Origin of the sequence: Streptococcus criceti HS-6 (assembly GCF_000187975.2) — a bacterium.
GTDB classification, from domain to species: domain Bacteria; phylum Bacillota; class Bacilli; order Lactobacillales; family Streptococcaceae; genus Streptococcus; species Streptococcus criceti.
In genome coordinates, this window is sequence record NZ_AEUV02000002.1 from 57578 (window position 1) to 76573 (window position 18996).

The window sequence follows — 18996 nt, forward strand, 5'->3', positions numbered from 1 at the left end:
CCTTACTTTATTAATCTAGACATAGTATAGACATCAAGCGTATTGTTCTCTCTATTCACTAAGGCAGCTTGCTGGAGACTGTCAATGTTAAAGCCAAACTTCTGATAGATATGGAGGGCCCTTTTATTGCGAACTTGAACCGTCAGTATCAGACCATCTAAAGTCTGCATGGTTTCTGCCCAGTCTAGAACCATTTCTAAGAGGGTTTGACCGATACCGTAGCCCCAATAAGCCCGACCAACAACTAAGAAAAGATCACCAAACCAGTTGCCATCTTTTTGGCAGGCAACTACATTTAAGGTGCCAATCACCTGTGAATCTAGTTTAGCCAAGAGGCAGATAGCTCTCTGATTTTCTGCTTGCTTGAGCAGAAAATTTGTCATTTCAGCTTCAGTCAGTGCTGGACCCGTTTGACTAATCAGATCTGTTTCAGCTGTTACCTGAGCTAAAAAATCAACTAATTGAGCGGCATCGCTGGACTGGGCTTCTTCAAAAAGCACCTCTTTTTCAGCCATTAATAGACCCCAACAGTTCTTTTGAGCGCTTCCCCCTAGTTTTAAAGGAAACCTGCCGGCCGTCCCCCGACTTATCAATGATAACTTCCAAGTAATCGCTCGGTAAATTTTTAGCCAGAAGCTCCCCCCATTCAATGACGGTAACCCCGTCACCAAAGAGAAAATCATCTAAGTCAATCGAATCTGGGTCATCACCGATACGGTAAACATCCAAGTGATAGAGAGGTAAATCCCCTTCATATTCTCTGACAATCGTATAGGTGGGACTCTTAATCATCTGCGAAATACCAAGGGCTTTGGCAATTCCCTTGGTGATAGTTGTTTTTCCAGCACCAAGATCTCCGGTCAAAATAAGGACATCCTGCGCTTGCAAAGATTGCCCTATCCTAGAACCAATAGCTATCAGCTCGGCTTCATTATGACTATAAAACATAAGAGTATTATATCAAAAATGCCTCAGCCTTCCAATTGTTTACCAGTATTTCCTTTTGGAAATAGCTAAAAAAAGCTATCGCAATAGCTTTTTCTGATGAATTTATAGCAGAGCTAAACTGATAAAGTCAAGGATAAAGAGGATATCTAAAATCCACAGGATAAGATGAATATCTCTGGCTTGGCCCTTGATAATTTTGACCAAAGTATAGGTAATGAATCCAGCTGCGATACCGTAAGTAATACTGTAGGCAAAGCCCATGAAAACTGATGTAAAGAAGGCCGGTACCGCTTCGGCCAAATCTTCCCAGTTGATATTTTTGAGATTAGACAGCATCATGATCCCCACAATAATGAGAACAGGAGCAGTTGCCTGTGTTGGTACGATAGAAACGAGAGGACTAAAGACGCTTGAGATAGCAAAGAGTACTGCTACGACTAGGGCAGTCATCCCGGTTCGTCCACCCGCACCGATACCAGCTGCGGATTCAACGTAAGTTGTAACGTTTGAAGTTCCGGCAATAGCTCCGACAGATGTCCCGACCAAATCAGAATAGAGAGCACGATCTAGACCCACTGATTCATGAGTTTCTCCAGTTGTAGCGATGATACCAACCTTTTCACCAGTTCCAATCAATGTTCCGATAGTATCAAAAATATCGGTCAAGGAGAAAGCCAAAATAGTCATCAAGACACCAGGAATTTTAGCTGGTACCGCAAAGAGAGAACCCAAGCCCTTACCGCCTAGAGCAGCGCCAAAAAGTGTTTTAAAATCATGGAAAGACGCGCCAAGATTAGTTGTTTTCCAGCTGATGGCATCCAAATCAACCACCCCCATAAAAATCCCAACGATAGTGGTTAAGGCGATGGAAATAATGACACCACCCTTCATCCCCTTAACGATGAAGACAATAGTAATAGCTAAACCAATCAAAGCCAAGATGACAGCTGGATTATCAAAGTGGACCAGGCTTGGCGTAGCCGCTGAGTTAGCAGTGATTGAAGCCTGGGCCCCTTTCAAGGAGCCAGCTGCAGTGTACTTACCCGGGTCGATAGCAAATTGGATCAAACCAGCATTCTTAATCCCGACATAAGCCAAGAAAATTCCGATACCTGCTGAAATAGCAGATTTTAGCGAGGAAGGAATGGACTCAATGATCATCTTGCGAACCTTAGTTAGAGTGATAATAAGGGAAATAACACCACACAAGAAGACCATGGCCAAACCTTGCTGCCAGGTATAGCCCAATGAAAAGACAACCGTATAGGTAAAGAAGGCATTGAGCCCCATACCTGGTGCTTGAGCGTAAGGCAGATTAGCATAGAGAGCCATCATGAGAGTACCAGCGATAGCTCCGATAATAGTAGCTAAGAAAACACCTTGAGCCGGCATACCAGTTTGGCTCAGAATAGCTGGATTGACAAAGAGAATATAGGACATGGCAAAGAAGGTAGTCAAACCTGCCATAATCTCTGTACGAATATCTGTTCCGTGCTCTTTCAATTTGAAAAATTTTTCCATTGGAAATCTACTTCCTCCAAAAGATAGTAATTTTGCAGGTAACTTCATGGTTATCTGCTAAGTTCGTTCGATTATTTTGAACGATACAACTATTATATATGATAAATGTTCGGAAATCAATATTTTTAGCCAATTTTTTATCCCCTTTACTTATCAAGATTGAACGCTCCCTGCCAGCAGACAAAAAGCCGCTCTGATTCTGAAAAATTGCCGAGCTTTGGTCCCAGAAAGCTTTTCTGCTATAATAGGAGACATGACTAACAAGATTATCGCCTTAGATTTAGATGGAACACTCTTACGCAGTGACAATACCATTTCAGACTATACCGTAGAGATCCTCAAGCAGGTCGCAAGCCAAGGTCACCAAGTTATCATTGTAACAGGGCGGCCTTATCGAATGTCCATCGCTCCCTACAAACGTCTGGGGTTAGGTGGTCCTATGATTAATTTCAACGGTGCCCTAACCCATATCCCTGAGACTAAATGGGCTGGGGAGTTCAGTAGGAGAATTGATAAACAATATCTCTTTGATGTACTGGAGAATTATCAAACCTTTGAAACAGATTTTCTCGCCAGTGAATATCGTAAGCACTTCTATATTACGATGGAAAATCGCCAGCTGATTCCGCCAGAAATCTTTGGGGTCAAAAAAATCATCGATAAAATGGAGCTTAAACCTGAGAAAATCACCCGCGATCCCAATGCGCTGCTCATGCAGACTCACGCTGCCGACAAGTATCAACTTGCTCAGGATATTCGTCAGCACTTCGATAACCAGTTAGAAGTGGATTCCTGGGGCGGTCCCCTTAATATTCTGGAATTTTCTCCCAAAGGCGTCAACAAGGCTTTTGCTTTAAAGCACCTGCTTGAGCGGCTGCGCAAAGACAAGAACGATCTTATTGCTTTTGGTGACGAGCACAATGATACTGAAATGCTGGCCTTTGCCGGTACAGGCTATGCCATGAAGAATGCCAGCGATACCCTCCTCCCCTTTGCGGATTTTAGGACAAAATACAGTAACGATGAAGATGGCGTTGCCAAACAGTTAGCAGAACTCTTCTTGTAAGTCTCATCAAATATGCGAATATCCAAAGTCAGACTCCTAGAAACTGGATCTGATTTTTTTAATGGGAATATTATTTTTATTTAAATTCCTGAATTTTTTTGATGTTTTTTGACTGTTTTTGGAAAATATAGCTAAATATACCTATTTTTCTTAAGATTTTATTGCTTTTTAGCTAAAAGCTATCTATAATGGAAGTATTCTTGGATTTCTGAGAGAAAAAATCCAAAAGAACTCTCAGAGAAACTACATAAAGGAGGAAAATCAAGAATGGGTATCGGTATTATTATTGCCAGCCACGGAAAGTTCGCTGAAGGTATCCACCAATCTGGCTCCATGATTTTTGGGGAGCAAGAGAAGGTTGAAGTTGTCACTTTCATGCCAAATGAAGGTCCTGACGACCTCTATGAACATTTCCAAGATGCTGTTGCAAAGTTTGAAGCCAACGATGACATCCTTGTTCTTGCCGATCTTTGGTCTGGTTCACCCTTTAATCAGGCCAGTCGTCTGATGGAGGAAAATCCTGAACGCAAGATCGTTATCATGACAGGTCTCAACTTGCCAATGCTGATTCAAGCCTACACAGAGCGCTTGATGGCTGCTGATGGAGGTGTTGATGCTGTTGTCGCAAACATCTACAAGGAAACCAAGGAAGGTGTCAAAATCCTTCCGCAAGATCTCACGCCAGAAGAGGAAAGGGCTGAGGCAGCACCTGCTGAAAATTCAGTCCCTCAAGGAAGCATTCCAGAAGGAACTGTCTTAGGAGATGGAAAGATTGATTACGTTTTAGCGCGTGTGGACACCCGTCTGCTTCACGGGCAGGTAGCCACAGGCTGGACGCACTCCACCAATCCAAATCGTATTATCGTTGTATCTGATACTGTTTGTCACGATAAACTGCGTACTAATATGATTAAACAGGCTGCTCCAAGCGGGGTGATGGTTAATGTTATTCCTATCAAAAATATGGTTAAAGCTAACAACGACCCTCGCTTCGGTGATACACGTGCCATGCTTCTTTTTGAATCAGTAGAAGATGCTCTAGCAGCTATCAAGGCTGGAGTCGAAGTCAAGGAAATCAACCTTGGTTCTTCTGCCTATAAAGAAGGGAAAGTCAACGTCACCAAGGCCTTATCATTTGACCAAACCGATGTTGATGCTATTAAGGAATTGCAAGCTATGGGCGTGGCATTTGATGTTCGCGGTGTACCAGCTGACAGCCCTGCAAATATTGACGCTCTTATTCAATCGGCTGAAAAGAAATTAGCCGAAAAATCATAATCTTGGAGGATACATAAATGAGTACCATACAAATCATTTTAGTCGTTATTGTCGCCTTTATTATCGGGTGTAGTTCTGTTAACGACCAAATTGAAACCTACCAACCCGTTGTTGCTTGTTCACTTATTGGATTGGTAACCGGTAACTTAGAACTCGGTGTCATGCTAGGAGGAAGTCTCCAGTTGATCACCATGGGCTGGGCCAATGTCGGTGCAGCTATGGCACCAGATGCCTCTCTGGCTGCCGTCGCTTCTGCCATCATTCTGATGCTTGGTGGACAAGGGTCCAAAGGAATCGGAACTGCTATCGGTCTGGCCGTTCCTCTGGCTGTTGCCGGACTAGCTTTGACTATGTTTGTTCGGACTGCTACGGTCTTCATCGCTCACATCATGGATAGCCGTGCTGAATCGGCTGATATCGCTAGTATCCAACGATGGCACTTTATCGGTATGGCCCTGCAAGGTCTGCGTGTTGCTGTTCCAGCCCTTCTGCTGATGTTGATTCCAGTAGGTGTCGTTCGTAGTGGACTAGAAGCTATGCCCGATTGGCTCACAACAGGGATGACCCTAGGTGGAGGAATGGTCGTAGCCGTTGGTTATGCCATGGTTATCAATATGATGTCTAGTCGTGAAGTTTGGCCATTCTTCTTCATTGGTTTTGCTTTGGCTGCCATCAAACAACTCACCCTGATCAGTTTAGGTATCATCGGTGCCTGCCTTGCTCTCCTCTTCCTCGCCCTCGAAGCTAGCGGATCTAATGGATCTTCAAACAGCGGCGGTGGTTCAGGTGACCCACTCGGTGAAATTTTAGAAGACTTTTAATGAGGAGGACCTATAATGGCTGATAAAAAAATCACTCTAACAAAATCAGATCGGATTAAAACATTTATCCGCTCATACTTTCTTTTGAGTTCTTTCAACTATGAACGGATGCAAAACGGTGGGGTTGCTTACACTTTCATCCCTGCCATCAAGAAACTATACAGTTCTAAAGAAGACCGAGCTGCTGCTCTTAAACGTCACTTGGAATTCTTTAATACCCATCCATTCATGGCTAATCCAATCTTCGGTGTTACCTTAGCTCTGGAAGAAGAACGGGCTAATGGGGCTAATGTAGATGACGCTGCTATTTCTGGGGTTAAAGTCGGTATGATGGGACCTCTTGCCGGTGCTGGTGACCCACTTTTCTGGTTTACTCTTCGCCCAATCCTTCTCTCTTTGGGAGCAAGTTTGGCCGTTTCCGGTAACGTTCTCGGACCCATTCTCTTCTTTGTTCTCTGGAATGTCATGGCAGCAGTCGTGAAATGGTACACTCAAGAGTTTGGTTACAAAGCCGGAACTGCTATTACTGATGACTTGTCAGGGAATCTCCTCCAACAAGTAACACGTGGTGCTTCTATGATGGGGATGTTTGTCATCGGTGCCCTTATCGAACGTTGGGTAACCATTACCTTCACACCTGTTGTCTCAACTGTTAAACAACAACCTGGAGCTTATATCGACTGGAGTAAAATCCCATCTGGTGCTAAAGGAATTAAAGAGGCCCTTATCCAGTATAATCTAGGTAATGGTAAATCCTTGGATATCAACAAGGTAACCACCCTGCAAGACAACTTAGACCAATTGGTTCCGGGTCTTGCTGCTCTTGGATTAACTTTCTTGTGTATGTATTTACTTAAGAAAAAAGTTTCTCCAATTCTGATTATCTTGGGAATCTTTGTTGTCGCTATCGTTGCCCATGTTATCGGTTTAATCTAATTGGAGACATCCCATGGTTAAATCGCTGAATACAAAAATGGATCACACCTCAAAGGGCACTTGGTTCCGGGAAGGGCCTATTTACGGCAATATCATGGTCGGCGATCAGGCTTTTGAGTTTTATAACGAGACTAAATTACAGGATTATATTCAGATTCCTTGGACAGAAGTTACCTATGTGGTTGCTGATATCTACTTTGGTGGTAAATATATTCCACGCTTTGAGGTTCGTACCAAGCACAATGGGCGCTTGCGTTTTGCCAGCCGTCAAAGCCGAGAGACACTCAAGGCTATTCAGCAACGGATTCCTCGTGAAAGCCTAAGAAAGGCACCCAGTGTCGGCGCAATTTTGAAACAACGATTTAAAGATCTTGCTCAATTGATCATAAAGAAAAGGTAAGATTGTAAGGGATTGGAAATCTCAATTGATTTTCAATCTTTTTTATTATCACAACACATATCAGTGATAACCTTTTCTTCCATACAGACGAGAAAGTGGGGAAAATCAATTTCTTCGAAGTACTGGTTTGTACTGGTTTCTGTTCGACTCTCAATCCATCACGAATGTGAGTCGAGCCAGACTGTTAGGAAAACTTTCTTGTAAGAATTTTCAAAACCTATCATAAAGTTAGCAAAAATCAGTCATTTATATGAAAATGGCTGATTTTATATTCCCTGAGATTTTCTTTCATTTGAAAGCTTTTGGCGTTTTTTGAAAATATGTGATTTTTTTCATCAATTAACCTTGACTTTTCTCTGAAAGCGTTTTACAATAGACTTGTTCTTGACTGTCCCTAAGCTCTGAGAGAAAAGTCAAGGGAGAGATTAGTGAGGAGTGCGGGGACAACTAAATAAAAAGGAGGAAAATCAAGAATGGGTATCGGTATTATTATTGCCAGCCACGGTAAATTCGCTGAAGGTATCCACCAATCTGGCTCCATGATTTTTGGTGAGCAAGAAAAGGTTCAAGTTGTGACCTTCATGCCAAACGAAGGGCCTGACGACCTTTATGGACACTTCAACGATGCTATCGCACAATTTGAGGCTGACGATGAAATTCTAGTCCTAGCTGACCTCTGGTCTGGTTCACCATTTAACCAAGCCAGTCGTGTCATGGGTGAAATGACCGATCGTAAGATCGCTATCATCACAGGACTAAACTTGCCAATGCTGATTCAGGCCTACACAGAGCGCATGATGGCGGCTGATGCAGGTGTTGATCAAGTAGCGGCAAATATCATTAAGGAAGCAAGAGATGGTATCAAACCGCTTCCTGAAGAGCTTAACCCTGTTGAGGCTCCGGCAGCTGGTGCTGCAGCTCCAGCTGGGCAGCAGCCTTCTGGTGCTATCCCAGAAGGAACCGTCATTGGAGATGGTAAGCTCAAAATTAATTTAGCGCGTGTGGACACACGTCTCCTACACGGTCAAGTGGCAACTGGTTGGACACCATCTTCTAAAGCCAATCGGATTATTGTTGCATCCGACACAGTTGCTAAAGATGAGTTGCGTAAAAGCTTGATCAAGCAAGCAGCACCAAACGGCGTGAAAGCCAATGTTGTTCCAATCAAGAAGTTGATCGAAGCAGCTAAAGACCCTCGGTTCGGTAATACGCATGCACTCATTTTGTTTGAAACACCACAAGAGGCTCTCGAAGCTATCGAAGGCGGGGTGCCAATCAAAGAACTCAATGTTGGCTCTATGGCTCACTCAACTGGTAAGACTGTTGTCAACAACGTTTTGTCGATGGATAAAGACGATGTAGCAACTTTCGAAAAACTACGTGACCTCGGTGTTAAATTTGATGTGCGCAAAGTGCCAAATGATTCTAAAAAAGACTTGTTTGACCTTATCGAAAAAGCTCACATCCAATAATTAGCTTTATCATACATAGAAAACGAAAGGAACTAGAATAATGTCAGTTATTTCTATTATTTTGGTCCTCATCATCGCCTTTTTTGCAGGGCTTGATGGTATCTTGGACCAATTTCAATTCCACCAACCCTTGGTATCATGTACTTTAATCGGCCTAGCAACTGGTCACTTGGAAGCCGGTTTAATCCTTGGTGGTGGGCTGCAGATGATTGCCCTCGGTTGGGCTAATATCGGGGCAGCAGTAGCACCAGATATTGCTCTTGCTGCTACTGCTGCTGCTGTCATCATGGTTAAGGGGGGCGATTTCACTAAATCTGGTGTCGGTGTTGCTCAAGCGGTAGCTATTCCACTTGCTGTTGCCGGCCTTGCTCTTACCATGGTTGTCCGTACAATCTCAGTTGGTATCGTTCATGGTGCTGATGCTGCTGCTAAAAGAGGCAACATTGGAGCAGTTGAACGTTCTCACTTTGTAGCCCTTTTGCTTCAAGGTCTCCGTATCGCTGTCCCTGTCGGACTTCTGCTTGCTTTGCCAACTTCAACTGTACAAGGAATGTTGAATGCTATCCCAGCTTGGCTGAAAGATGGTATGACTCTCGGTGGTGGTATGGTTGTTGCCGTTGGTTATGCAATGGTTATCAATATGATGGCAACCCGCGAAACCTGGCCATTCTTTGCTCTCGGTTTTGTCTTTGCTGCTGTTTCTGACTTCACCTTGATCGCCCTTGGTACAATCGGTGTTGCTATGGCACTTATTTACCTCAATCTGTCTGATATGGCTAATAAAGGCGGCGGCTCAACCAGTGGTTCTGCTGGTTCTGGCGACCCAATTGGCGACATCTTGGAAGACTACTAGAAAGGGGCATCATCATGACTGAAAAAATTCAATTATCACAATCTGATCGTCGTAAAGTTTGGTGGCGTTCGACTTTCTTGCAAGGTTCTTGGAACTATGAACGGATGCAAAACTTGGGCTGGGCTTACTCACTGATCCCAGCCATCAAAAAACTATATAAATCCCAAGAAGATCGTTCTGCAGCTTTGGAACGTCACTTGGAGTTCTTTAACACCCACCCTTACGTAGCTGCTCCTATCATTGGGGTAACACTAGCTTTGGAAGAAGAAAAGGCTAATGGTGCGGAGATCGATGATGCTGCTATTCAAGGGGTTAAAATCGGTATGATGGGGCCTTTAGCTGGTATCGGTGACCCAGTTTTCTGGTTTACCGTTCGCCCTATCCTCGGTGCTCTTGGTGCTTCGCTTGCTCAAGCTGGTAACATTGTCGGACCATTGATTTTCTTCTTTGGTTGGAATATTATCCGTATGGCCTTCCTCTGGTATACGCAGGAATTGGGCTATAAGGCTGGTTCTGAAATTACAAAAGACCTTTCAGGTGGTATCCTTCAAAAGATTACCAAGGGTGCTACAATCCTTGGTATGTTCATCTTAGCGGCCTTGGTTGAGCGCTGGGTAAATGTTAAATTTACTGTCGATCTCCCTGCTACAAAGCTATCTAAAGGGGCCTATATCGAATTTCCTAACGGTGCTGTTACTGGTGGCAAGCTCCAAGAGATTCTTGGACAAGTGGCTAATGACCTTAGTCTTACCCAGAATAAGCCTAATCCCCTACAAGGCCAGTTGGATTCCCTTATCCCTGGTTTGATGGGACTTCTGCTTACCTTCCTTTGTATGTGGTTGCTCAAGAAAAAGGTTTCTCCAATCGTTATCATCTTGGCTCTCTTCGCCGTTGGTATCGTTGCCCATGTTATTGGATTGATGTAAAAGCACTAAAAATAAAGAGGGCTTCAGCTCTCTTTTTCTATGGTATAATAGACAAAAATACATAAGGTAGGGGCTATGGCACAATCACTTAATCACACGGTAGATTTAGCAACAACTGGTGTCTTTTACATGGGCATGGGTAACAAGGTCGGCAAGTATATGGTTGGCGACAAGGCTTTGGAATTCTACAACGACAACAATCCAGAAGACAATATTCAAATTCCCTGGGCATCGGTAGAAAAGATTGGGGCTAATGTTTCCGGTCGCAAAATCAGCCGTCATTTTCAAGTTTTTACCAAACAAGGAAAATTCCTCTTTGCCTCAAAAGATTCAGGTAAAATTCTTAAACTCGCCCGAGATAAAGTGGGGAACGATAAGATTGTCAGACTCCCTACTCTCTGGCAAAAAATTTGGGAAATCCCCACAAGGTTCTTTAAGAAAAATAAGAACTAAGTAAGGCAGAATGACTTTTCTGTAAGCTTTACATTTTAAGTCTTTTCTTATATAATGGGGACAGCGGATAAGTAGGTCAGTCAGCTTTTCCAGAAAGTCTGCGGATGCTGCGAGCAGATAAAGAGGTTTGATCGAAATTCTACCGTTATCACTCAATTAAATAGCAATCAAGTGCACAGCTAGTGAAGTTGGATGGAACCGTGCCTCAGGCACTCCAACAAAATACTGGCTGTGCTTTTTATTTAGAAAGAAGGACTTATGTTAGATTTAAAACGTATCCGACAAAATTTTGACGATGTTGCTAAAAACTTGGCCAGCCGTGGGGTCAAGGCTGAAACTTTGGACCAGCTCAAGGAATTGGATATTAAACGCCGTGATCTGCTAGTTAAATCCGAAGAACTCAAGGCACACCGTAATATCGCTTCTGCTGCTATCGCTCAAGCCAAACGCAACAAGGAAGATGCTTCCGAGCAGATTGCTGAAATGCAGCAAGTTTCAGCTCAAATCAAGGCTATTGATGCGGAACTAACTGAGGTTGACCAAGAACTCAACGATATCGTTGTAACCCTGCCTAATATGCCACACGCGGATGTACCAGTTGGGGCAGACGAAGATGAAAACGTTGAAGTTCGCCGCTGGGGAACACCGCGCAACTTTGATTTCGAGGTTAAAGCTCACTGGGACTTGGGAGAAGGCTTAGATATTCTGGATTGGGAACGCGGGGCTAAAGTCACTGGTTCACGTTTCCTCTTTTACAAGGGGTTAGGAGCTCGTTTAGAACGGGCTATCTACAACTTTATGCTAGATGAACATGCTAAGGAAGGCTACACAGAGGTGATTCCTCCTTACATGGTTAACCATGATTCCATGTTCGGAACGGGACAATATCCAAAATTCAAAGAAGATACCTTTGAATTAGCCGATTCTGACTATGTTCTCATTCCAACAGCTGAAGTTCCTTTGACTAACTTCTACCGTGATGAGATTGTCGATGGTAAAGATTTACCAATCAAATTCACAGCTATGAGTCCATCCTTCCGCTCAGAAGCTGGTTCTGCTGGTCGAGATACACGCGGACTGATCCGTCTACACCAATTCCATAAGGTTGAAATGGTGAAATTTGCTAAGCCTGAGAACTCTTACGATGAACTAGAAAAAATGGTAGCTAACGCTGAAAGTATCCTTCAAAAATTGGAACTCCCATATCGTGTGATTACACTTTGTACTGGAGATATGGGCTTCTCAGCTTCTAAGACCTACGACCTTGAAGTCTGGATCCCAGCACAAAATACCTACCGTGAAATTTCATCATGTTCAAACTGTGAAGATTTTCAAGCTCGCCGGGCGCAGATTCGCTACCGTGATGAAGCTGATGGTAAAGTCAAGCTTCTCCATACCCTCAATGGTTCAGGCTTGGCTGTCGGTCGTACCGTCGCTGCTATCCTTGAAAACTATCAAAATGAAGACGGCTCTATCACGATTCCAGAAGTACTTCGTCCATATATGGGTGGGGTTGAAGTGATTGCCCATAATAGTTAAAACCAGTTCAAGCAGATTTCCAATTGGGAAGTCTGTTTTTTTAATCAGACGCTTACAAAGTTTACAAAAAAAGATGGAGCAAGCAACTGCTCCATCTTTACTTTTCTTATAGAAACCCTTCGTAACACAGCTTAGCATTCACATCCTTGAAAATAGATTTGAAAATCTCTGCTCTTCTCTAGGTTCAAGATAAATAATATCTTTTATCTGATACCCTCTTGATCTAGACAAGCATCTTAGCCTATTTTGCCAATAATATAATCAATTCGCTTCTTTTTGTTTTTCATAGTTAAATTGAAGTATGGCAACTAAGCGTTAGTGCTGTGTTTACTTGGATTCAACCACTAATACTGAAGTGGTCAAATTAATAGTTGGAATTCCAACCAGATTTGCCACCAGTAAACCATTGGGCGGGGATATTGTTTACAAGAGAAGTAATCAAGCGGCCAGTGTCTACCCAGCAACCTTTATCTTCGCTGCAATACAGTCCATTACCATAATATGTTGATCCATCATCTTCAACTGTGGCTCCACCTTCAATAGCAGCCAGTTCTTGAACAGTCATTGCGTCAAATTGTTCCAATGTTTGAGTTGTCATAAGATTATACCTCTTTTATTTTTATTTGCCAGTTTTTTACCTGACAGCCGTTATTATAAAATTTTTTAGCTGGCCTGTGAACCCCTAAAGCGTCATTGTTAATGAAACTAAATACTTACGTTATTGCCCCCTAAAGAAAAAGAATTTTTAATTTCAAATGAAAATAATGCTACAGATTATGCTATTTCTGCTATTAATGGAAAACTGTCAATATTATTATTAGCTATGCACATGAGAAAAAGCCAGACGTCCTAATGACCGTCTGGTTTTTTGATAGTCAGCATTCTTATTTAAAGATACTTGCTGCCTTCTTTTACGCTTAAGGAAGACATTTGATTTCCATATTTCTCGATGAACCGCCTGACCCAATCTGGATTGGTCTTTGAATAATCCCGCAAGGCCCAGCCTATAGCTTTGTTGATGAAAAATTCCTGACTACTGAAATTGTTAAGGAGAATTTTTTCCAGCAGGTCTCTATCGGTCTCTTCTTTTAGACCAAGCTGATGCTCGATAGACGCCCTTCTGATCCAAAGATCTTCATCCTGCGACCAACTTAACATTAAAGGAGCCACCCTGTCATCTCTCAAGCCAATACTGCCGATTACCTTGCATAGAAAATCAATGGTGTCCCACCACGGCTTGTCTTTGATATAATGACGGATATGAGCAATATCCTCATAGGTTAAATACTTGTTCAGTGCCAGCAGGTAGTCATAAACAAAATACTGGAGTTCTCGGTGGCTATCCTCGTAGCATTGATCCAAGAACTGCCAGTCTGGTATTTGTTTTTTCTTTGCTTCTTTAAGAAAGCCCTTGTAAAGAGCCCTCCTATCAGCTGTTTTCAAACCATAAAAACGAAACTGATTGCGCATGTATTTAGCCATGGCAAGGGCATTTTCAGGGTCTTGGTGGGCTTCAAAAAGAGCTTTTAATTCTTTATAATCCATTTATTTCTTCGTAAATTCTAGTTTTTCGTTGCATCATAGTAAGGTAGAACCCGATCAACCCCCAAGGTCAGCTGATCTGTTAGTGAATCTAGAGACGTTCCCACTTCTATAGGAATATCATATTTGACCAGTACCTTTCGGACAGTTCCTGATTCGACAGCTTCTTGCAGCTTGGATCGGTTTTCTTCATTCCCCTCCACTTTTCGGCTAACACCAGCTTCTTGGGCAAAATAGTAAAGAGGTTCAGCAATTGGCACTGCCAAGACCTTGTTTTGTTTGGACAAGGTATCTTCTGATTTTTTGCGCTCCACAAAGCTGACCTCCACCGAGATACCAAAGTTATCCTTGCGACCATAGAGGCGAATGGCTATAGCTACATCCTCTGGGCTATCAGAAGGTAGACGATAATAACACCAAAAATGAGGCCGACAGACCTGAGCTTGATTCATCCATTGACTGACCCGTTCAGGTTCAAAAGGTGCTACTCGCTGAGCAAGTCCTTGACTGATTTCAGCGAATTCCTGACGAGCAGCTTGAGCCAAGATCCGCAAATCCTGCATAGCAGAAGCTTGCGTCCCTGATTTTTCAGGTTTGATATATTTTTGGCCTTGATAAGCCAGATAGTTATTGATTGCGGTTAACATAGGTTTATTATAATACTAGGAGGCGATAAAAGGAAGTGGGATCAACCCCAAAAATTTAAAATTTTGGGTCTCAGCACTTCTTAATCTCTAGGCAGTGACCTGGAACGGCCTCTTTCCAGACCGTTTCATTTCCTGTGAGAGCCTAGGACAAAAGTCCAGAGTCGTCAGTGTCAGTATTGTTCTAAATTTACCAGATTGGCGGTCCCTTATCTTGGGGCGCATTCCTATCTTCAGGCGCCCCCTTAAACAGTCCACTGGACTGTTTAACTGCCATGCAAGTGACAGCGTCCAACCTAATCAACTGTGCGTAGGTGGGATTGAAATGCTCCAGCGGAGGATTTCTACCTGAGCCTTAAAATAAGGGAGCGAGGAAAATCAAAATCGTAATTCTACCACGATTTACTGATTTTTGTTCCGCTCTCAACCACTACGCCAAAAGTTTATTCCAAAGCAGAAAGCCTGAACAAATTTGCCCAGGCTTTTTTTGTTTCTTATTTTAATTAGAATTTTCTAAAGCGTTGATAACGTTCTTCCAACAACTGGTCTAAAGGAAGTTGACTGAGACGGTCCAATTCTTCAACAAGACTGGTTTTAATATTTTCAACAATCTCGCTGGTGAAATAGCCATGCTCTGGAATAACCTTGTCAATAACTTGTCTATTGTAGAGTTCACCAGCTGTTAACTTCATCAATTCAGCTGCTTCGGTGGCTCTAGAGCCATCTTTCCAAAGAATGGAAGCGAAGCCTTCTGGGCTGAGGATAGCATAAATCGTGTGTTCCAGCATCCAAACCTTGTCAGCGACGGCCAATGCTAGTGCTCCTCCAGAGCCTCCTTCACCAATGATAATAGCGATGATTGGGACCTTGAGATCACTCATTTCCATTAGATTTTTAGCAATAGCCTCTCCTTGTCCGCGCTCTTCTGCGCCGATGCCTGGATAGGCACCCGCTGTATTGATAAAAGTCACAACAGGACGGCCAAATTTTTCAGCCTGTTTCATTAAGCGAAGGGCTTTGCGATAGCCATCAGGATTGGGTTGTCCAAAGTTACGGTTGAGGTTATCTTGGAGATTTTTCCCTTTTTGAATACCTACCACTGTTACAGGTCGACCATCTAAATAGGCCAATCCACCAACTACGGCACCATCATCAGCAAAATGACGATCTCCGTGAAGTTCAAAGAAGTCATCAAAAACTTCTTTGGCATAATCCAGCGTCGTCATCCGGCTTTGATCACGGGCTTCTTTTAAAATACGGGCAACATCACTCATTTGGCACCTCCATGAAAGGCTAATAATTTAGCAATGGTTTCCTTCATTTCTGTCCGCTTGACAATAGCATCAATAAAGCCATGCTTCAAAAGGAATTCAGATTTCTGGAAGCCTTCTGGCAGGGTTTGACGAACCGTAGTTTCAATCACACGACGACCAGCAAAACCGACAAGAGCCTGAGGTTCAGCGATAATAATATCTCCTTCCATAGCAAAGGAAGCCGTGACTCCACCGGTCGTTGGATCCGTCAGCACGGTTAGATAGAAGAGACCCGCATTGGAATGGCGTTTGACAGCAGCCGAAATTTTAGCCATCTGCATGAGGCTCATGATGCCCTCTTGCATCCGAGCACCACCTGATGCAGTGAAAATAACAACTGGAAGCTGATTTTCTGTTGCATATTCAAAGAGGCGGGTGATTTTTTCTCCAACAACAGTTCCCATAGAAGCCATGATAAAATTAGAGTCCATAATAGCTAAGGCCAAGTCTTGGCCACCAATCTTAGCCGTTCCAGTCATAACAGCCTCGTCTAGGCCAGTCTTTTCCTTGGCAGCAGCCAGTTTGTCCTTATAGCCTGGGAAGTTGAGGGGATCTTTGCTTTCAAAGCCCGTGAACATTTCCTTGAAGCTACCGGAGTCAATCGTCAGAGCTAAACGCTCTGAGGCTGAAATTCGAAAGTTATAGCCACAGGCTGGACACATCTTTTCAGCCCCTAGGTCCTTTTGGTAAATCACATGTCTACAGCCGGGACACTTAGCAAAGAGTTCATCTGGAACTTCCGGTTTAGCCTTCTCAGGTGTTCTCAAAGACCGATTAGGATTAATTCGAATATACTTATCTTTTCTTTTAAATAAAGCCATAGAGTCTCCTAATCCTCTTGATTATAAGCTGGTAAAAATTTCTCCATCAAGAACGAGGTATCATAATCCCCAGCAATGACATTTTGATCAGAAATCAAATCCAATTGGAAGTCGGCGTTAGTCAGGACTCCATCAATTTCCAATTCGTAGAGGGCCCGCTGCATCTTCATCAGAGCATCGAAACGATTTTCCCCATGAACGATGATTTTAGCAATCATACTATCATAATAAGGCGGAATGGTGTAGCCGGGATAGACAGCTGAATCTACCCGCATACCGACACCACCAGCTGGCAGATAGAGATCCGTAATCTTACCAGGACTTGGGGCAAAGTTGAATTTAGGATTTTCAGCATTAATCCGACATTCAATAGCATGGCCGGTGATTTTAATATCATCTTGGCTGTAAGACAGCTCTTGCCCATTAGCCACCTTGATTTGTTCCTTGACTAAATCGACATTAGTAACAAACTCGGTAACGGGGTGCTCAACTTGAATCCGGGTATTCATTTCCATAAAGTAGAAATTGCCAGAATCCTCGTCTAACAGGAACTCAATGGTCCCAGCATTTTCATAGCCGACTGCTTTAGCAGCTCGAACAGCAGCGTCTCCCATTTTCGACCGTAGGCTGGAACCGATAGCGATGGAAGGACTTTCTTCCAAAACCTTCTGGTTATTACGCTGGAGGGAGCAATCGCGTTCTCCTAGGTGGATAACGTTACCATGGCTATCTCCCAAAATTTGCACCTCAATATGACGGGCAGGGTAGATAACCTTCTCGATATACATGGCTCCATTGCCAAAGGTTGCCAAAGCTTCTTGAGAAGCTGATTCAAAGGCTGAAACTAAATCTTCAGATTTTTCTACCTTCCGAATTCCCTTACCACCGCCCCCAGCAGAGGCCTTGAGCATAACGGGATAGCCTATCTTATCAGCAATCTTCAAGGCATCCTCAGCAGTCATAACCTCACCGTCTGAGCCAGGAATAACAGGGACCTGCGCCTTACTCATCTCAGAGCGGGCATTGATTTTATCCCCCATTTTATCCATGATGGCTCCAGAAGGACCGATGAATTTGATATTCATTTCTTCACACATGGTAGCAAACTTAGAGTTTTCACTCAAGAAACCAAAACCAGGATGGATGGCTTCTGCTCCTGTGACAATAGCAGCTGATAAGACCGCATTCATATTAAGATAGGAATCTGTCGAACGAGCTGGTCCAACGCAGATAGCTTCATCAGCTAGGAGGACATGGAGGGACTCTTTATCAGCTTCTGAATAGATGGCAACAGTTTCTACGCCCAATTCACGTGCCGCTCGGATGATCCTCACTGCGATTTCGCCACGATTGGCAATCAAAATTTTCTTAAACATATTCTGCCTTTCAGTAAGATGCAAAACTTAAGCGTTCGTATTGAAAAAGAAACTAGCTGGCTAGGGCTCCCTATCTTTGGAATCCTTTATCCAGCCAGTCTCTATTTGTTAGGTTGAAAAATCTTTTCGCTAATCTTTCTTTTCAGTACTTGAGTTTTTCATGCTTAGTCAAGAGCCGGCTAAAAAGCCAACTCACGACGATCATTTGCCTAGAGCAAAAGTCAGGGTACCGCTAGCTGCTAATTTACCATCGACTTCTGCCTTGGCTTCAACAACAGCGATAGAACCACGGCGTTTGATAAACTTAGCGGTCATCACCAATTGATCCCCTGGTACTACTTGCTTTTTGAATTTAACCTTATCCATACCAGCATAAAAGACTAGTTTACCATGGTTACCTTCTTTAGAAAGCTCCAGAACCCCAGCGGTTTGAGCAAGAGCCTCCATAATCAGGACTCCTGGCATAACAGGATATTCTGGAAAGTGTCCTTCAAAGAAAGGTTCATTGCTAGTGACATTTTTTATGGCCACAATTTCTTCCTCAGACATCTCCAACACTCGATCAACCAAAAGCATTGGGTAGCGATGCGGTAGGGCTTCTTTAATCTTGTTAATGTCCATCATTTGATGCGTACCAATCCTTTTCCAAAATCAACCACTTCTTCGTTGGTGACAAGAACCTCCGTTACCACACCGTCCTTAGGTGCCGGAACTTCATTCATAACCTTCATAGCTTCGATAATCAAAAGGGTTTGACCCTTTTTAACACGATCACCAACTGAAACGAAGGCTGGTTTATCAGGAGCTGGAGCAAGGTAGGCAACCCCAACCAAAGGACTTTCGACTAGGTCCCCTTCCGCAACTGATTCAGCTGCGGGTGTCGGTACCGGCTCAACTACAGACTCAGCTGAGGCTGGGCTAACCGATGTTGCCGAAGGAACAACAGGCTGAGTCTCTGGAGCAGCAGACTTAGTATCGTTCTTACTCAAGACCAGAGATTCACCATTATTACTGTAGGCAAACTCGCGCAAACTTGATTGGTCAAATTGACTCATCAAATCCTTGATTTCTGAAATATTCATCTTGA

The 18996-nt window shown here is 43.3% G+C and carries 21 protein-coding genes; 10 read left to right on the forward strand and 11 right to left on the reverse strand.

Annotated features, from left to right (window positions below):
- Nucleotides 1-2: 2 nt before the first annotated feature.
- The 3 genes from STRCR_RS00335 to STRCR_RS00345 form a co-directional block, all read right to left on the reverse strand.
- On the reverse strand, nt 3-515 hold the full coding sequence (locus tag STRCR_RS00335; protein ID WP_004228153.1) for a GNAT family N-acetyltransferase: 513 nt from the start codon (nt 513-515) through the stop codon (nt 3-5).
- On the reverse strand, nt 508-948 hold the full coding sequence (gene tsaE / locus STRCR_RS00340) for a tRNA (adenosine(37)-N6)-threonylcarbamoyltransferase complex ATPase subunit type 1 TsaE (protein WP_004226629.1): 441 nt from the start codon (nt 946-948) through the stop codon (nt 508-510). The genes STRCR_RS00335 and tsaE overlap by 8 nt, the downstream gene beginning before the upstream one ends.
- 102 nt (nt 949-1050) lie before the next feature.
- Nucleotides 1051-2469 (reverse strand): NCS2 family permease, encoded by a 1419-nt coding sequence (locus STRCR_RS00345; protein ID WP_004228403.1) that lies wholly within the window; start codon nt 2467-2469, stop codon nt 1051-1053.
- Between the two features lie 253 nt (nt 2470-2722).
- On the opposite strand from STRCR_RS00345, the gene STRCR_RS00350 reads away from it, so the two are divergent.
- The 10 genes from STRCR_RS00350 to serS all read left to right on the forward strand — a co-directional run bounded on the left by STRCR_RS00350 (nt 2723) and on the right by serS (nt 12213).
- Nucleotides 2723-3535, forward strand: a complete 813-nt coding sequence (locus STRCR_RS00350) for a Cof-type HAD-IIB family hydrolase (protein ID WP_004229810.1) — start codon at nt 2723-2725, stop codon at nt 3533-3535.
- A gap of 267 nt (nt 3536-3802) precedes the next feature.
- Nucleotides 3803-4813 carry a PTS sugar transporter subunit IIB gene (locus STRCR_RS00355; RefSeq protein WP_004226012.1) on the forward strand — a complete coding sequence of 337 codons (1011 nt, stop codon included), beginning with the start codon at nt 3803-3805 and terminating at the stop codon, nt 4811-4813.
- Between the two features lie 17 nt (nt 4814-4830).
- A complete protein-coding gene (locus tag STRCR_RS00360; protein ID WP_004228622.1) occupies nt 4831-5634 on the forward strand; it encodes a PTS mannose/fructose/sorbose transporter subunit IIC in 804 nt (267 codons plus the stop codon).
- Between the two features lie 15 nt (nt 5635-5649).
- On the forward strand, nt 5650-6570 hold the full coding sequence (locus tag STRCR_RS00365; RefSeq protein ID WP_004229098.1) for a PTS system mannose/fructose/sorbose family transporter subunit IID: 921 nt from the start codon (nt 5650-5652) through the stop codon (nt 6568-6570).
- Between the two features lie 13 nt (nt 6571-6583).
- The gene (locus STRCR_RS00370; protein WP_003048817.1) at nt 6584-6970 is read left to right on the forward strand and encodes a DUF956 family protein; all 387 of its coding nucleotides are present in this window, start codon (nt 6584-6586) and stop codon (nt 6968-6970) included.
- A 473-nt stretch (nt 6971-7443) separates the two neighbouring features.
- On the forward strand, nt 7444-8442 hold the full coding sequence (locus tag STRCR_RS00375) for a PTS sugar transporter subunit IIB (RefSeq protein ID WP_004226457.1): 999 nt from the start codon (nt 7444-7446) through the stop codon (nt 8440-8442).
- Between the two features lie 40 nt (nt 8443-8482).
- Nucleotides 8483-9295 (forward strand): PTS mannose/fructose/sorbose transporter subunit IIC, encoded by an 813-nt coding sequence (locus STRCR_RS00380; RefSeq protein ID WP_004227884.1) that lies wholly within the window; start codon nt 8483-8485, stop codon nt 9293-9295.
- Between the two features lie 14 nt (nt 9296-9309).
- Complete coding sequence (locus tag STRCR_RS00385) at nt 9310-10221, forward strand: PTS system mannose/fructose/sorbose family transporter subunit IID (protein WP_004229354.1); 912 nt, start codon at nt 9310-9312, stop codon at nt 10219-10221.
- Nucleotides 10222-10296: 75 nt separating this feature from the next.
- Complete coding sequence (locus tag STRCR_RS00390; RefSeq protein WP_004229603.1) at nt 10297-10674, forward strand: DUF956 family protein; 378 nt, start codon at nt 10297-10299, stop codon at nt 10672-10674.
- A gap of 258 nt (nt 10675-10932) precedes the next feature.
- Nucleotides 10933-12213: a serine--tRNA ligase gene (gene serS / locus STRCR_RS00395; RefSeq protein ID WP_004228337.1), complete on the forward strand. Its 1281-nt coding sequence runs from the start codon at nt 10933-10935 to the stop codon at nt 12211-12213.
- A gap of 364 nt (nt 12214-12577) precedes the next feature.
- Here the strand turns inward: serS and STRCR_RS00400 are convergent, their stop codons facing one another.
- The 8 genes from STRCR_RS00400 to accB form a co-directional block, all read right to left on the reverse strand.
- Nucleotides 12578-12811, reverse strand: coding sequence for a leucocin A/sakacin P family class II bacteriocin (locus STRCR_RS00400; protein WP_004225415.1), 234 nt, complete (start codon nt 12809-12811; stop codon nt 12578-12580).
- A gap of 290 nt (nt 12812-13101) precedes the next feature.
- On the reverse strand, nt 13102-13758 hold the full coding sequence (locus tag STRCR_RS00405) for a DNA alkylation repair protein (RefSeq protein ID WP_004227617.1): 657 nt from the start codon (nt 13756-13758) through the stop codon (nt 13102-13104).
- Nucleotides 13759-13775: 17 nt separating this feature from the next.
- Nucleotides 13776-14402, reverse strand: coding sequence for a hypothetical protein (locus STRCR_RS00410; protein WP_004229403.1), 627 nt, complete (start codon nt 14400-14402; stop codon nt 13776-13778).
- A 500-nt stretch (nt 14403-14902) separates the two neighbouring features.
- Nucleotides 14903-15673, reverse strand: coding sequence for an acetyl-CoA carboxylase carboxyl transferase subunit alpha (locus STRCR_RS00415; RefSeq protein WP_004229347.1), 771 nt, complete (start codon nt 15671-15673; stop codon nt 14903-14905).
- Complete coding sequence (accD, locus tag STRCR_RS00420) at nt 15670-16533, reverse strand: acetyl-CoA carboxylase, carboxyltransferase subunit beta (RefSeq protein WP_004227176.1); 864 nt, start codon at nt 16531-16533, stop codon at nt 15670-15672. Before accD ends, STRCR_RS00415 begins: the two co-directional genes overlap by 4 nt.
- 8 nt (nt 16534-16541) lie before the next feature.
- Complete coding sequence (locus STRCR_RS00425) at nt 16542-17909, reverse strand: acetyl-CoA carboxylase biotin carboxylase subunit (protein ID WP_004228940.1); 1368 nt, start codon at nt 17907-17909, stop codon at nt 16542-16544.
- Nucleotides 17910-18110: 201 nt separating this feature from the next.
- Nucleotides 18111-18533: a 3-hydroxyacyl-ACP dehydratase FabZ gene (gene fabZ, locus STRCR_RS00430; protein ID WP_004229915.1), complete on the reverse strand. Its 423-nt coding sequence runs from the start codon at nt 18531-18533 to the stop codon at nt 18111-18113.
- Complete coding sequence (gene accB / locus STRCR_RS00435; RefSeq protein ID WP_004227594.1) at nt 18530-18991, reverse strand: acetyl-CoA carboxylase biotin carboxyl carrier protein; 462 nt, start codon at nt 18989-18991, stop codon at nt 18530-18532. The genes fabZ and accB overlap by 4 nt, the downstream gene beginning before the upstream one ends.
- Nucleotides 18992-18996 lie beyond the last annotated feature (5 nt).

Bases quoted from the DNA above. Each gene is read 5' to 3' on its own strand.
- STRCR_RS00335 (WP_004228153.1), bottom strand. From the start codon at position 515: ATGGCTGAAAAAGAGGTGCTTTTTGAAGAAGCCCAGTCCAGCGATGCC.
- tsaE (WP_004226629.1), bottom strand. From the start codon at position 948: ATGTTTTATAGTCATAATGAAGCCGAGCTGATAGCTATTGGTTCTAGG.
- STRCR_RS00345 (WP_004228403.1), bottom strand. From the start codon at position 2,469: ATGGAAAAATTTTTCAAATTGAAAGAGCACGGAACAGATATTCGTACA.
- STRCR_RS00350 (WP_004229810.1), top strand. From the start codon at position 2,723: ATGACTAACAAGATTATCGCCTTAGATTTAGATGGAACACTCTTACGC.
- STRCR_RS00355 (WP_004226012.1), top strand. From the start codon at position 3,803: ATGGGTATCGGTATTATTATTGCCAGCCACGGAAAGTTCGCTGAAGGT.
- STRCR_RS00360 (WP_004228622.1), top strand. From the start codon at position 4,831: ATGAGTACCATACAAATCATTTTAGTCGTTATTGTCGCCTTTATTATC.
- STRCR_RS00365 (WP_004229098.1), top strand. From the start codon at position 5,650: ATGGCTGATAAAAAAATCACTCTAACAAAATCAGATCGGATTAAAACA.
- STRCR_RS00370 (WP_003048817.1), top strand. From the start codon at position 6,584: ATGGTTAAATCGCTGAATACAAAAATGGATCACACCTCAAAGGGCACT.
- STRCR_RS00375 (WP_004226457.1), top strand. From the start codon at position 7,444: ATGGGTATCGGTATTATTATTGCCAGCCACGGTAAATTCGCTGAAGGT.
- STRCR_RS00380 (WP_004227884.1), top strand. From the start codon at position 8,483: ATGTCAGTTATTTCTATTATTTTGGTCCTCATCATCGCCTTTTTTGCA.
- STRCR_RS00385 (WP_004229354.1), top strand. From the start codon at position 9,310: ATGACTGAAAAAATTCAATTATCACAATCTGATCGTCGTAAAGTTTGG.
- STRCR_RS00390 (WP_004229603.1), top strand. From the start codon at position 10,297: ATGGCACAATCACTTAATCACACGGTAGATTTAGCAACAACTGGTGTC.
- serS (WP_004228337.1), top strand. From the start codon at position 10,933: ATGTTAGATTTAAAACGTATCCGACAAAATTTTGACGATGTTGCTAAA.
- STRCR_RS00400 (WP_004225415.1), bottom strand. From the start codon at position 12,811: ATGACAACTCAAACATTGGAACAATTTGACGCAATGACTGTTCAAGAA.
- STRCR_RS00405 (WP_004227617.1), bottom strand. From the start codon at position 13,758: ATGGATTATAAAGAATTAAAAGCTCTTTTTGAAGCCCACCAAGACCCT.
- STRCR_RS00410 (WP_004229403.1), bottom strand. From the start codon at position 14,402: ATGTTAACCGCAATCAATAACTATCTGGCTTATCAAGGCCAAAAATAT.
- STRCR_RS00415 (WP_004229347.1), bottom strand. From the start codon at position 15,673: ATGAGTGATGTTGCCCGTATTTTAAAAGAAGCCCGTGATCAAAGCCGG.
- accD (WP_004227176.1), bottom strand. From the start codon at position 16,533: ATGGCTTTATTTAAAAGAAAAGATAAGTATATTCGAATTAATCCTAAT.
- STRCR_RS00425 (WP_004228940.1), bottom strand. From the start codon at position 17,909: ATGTTTAAGAAAATTTTGATTGCCAATCGTGGCGAAATCGCAGTGAGG.
- fabZ (WP_004229915.1), bottom strand. From the start codon at position 18,533: ATGATGGACATTAACAAGATTAAAGAAGCCCTACCGCATCGCTACCCA.
- accB (WP_004227594.1), bottom strand. From the start codon at position 18,991: ATGAATATTTCAGAAATCAAGGATTTGATGAGTCAATTTGACCAATCA.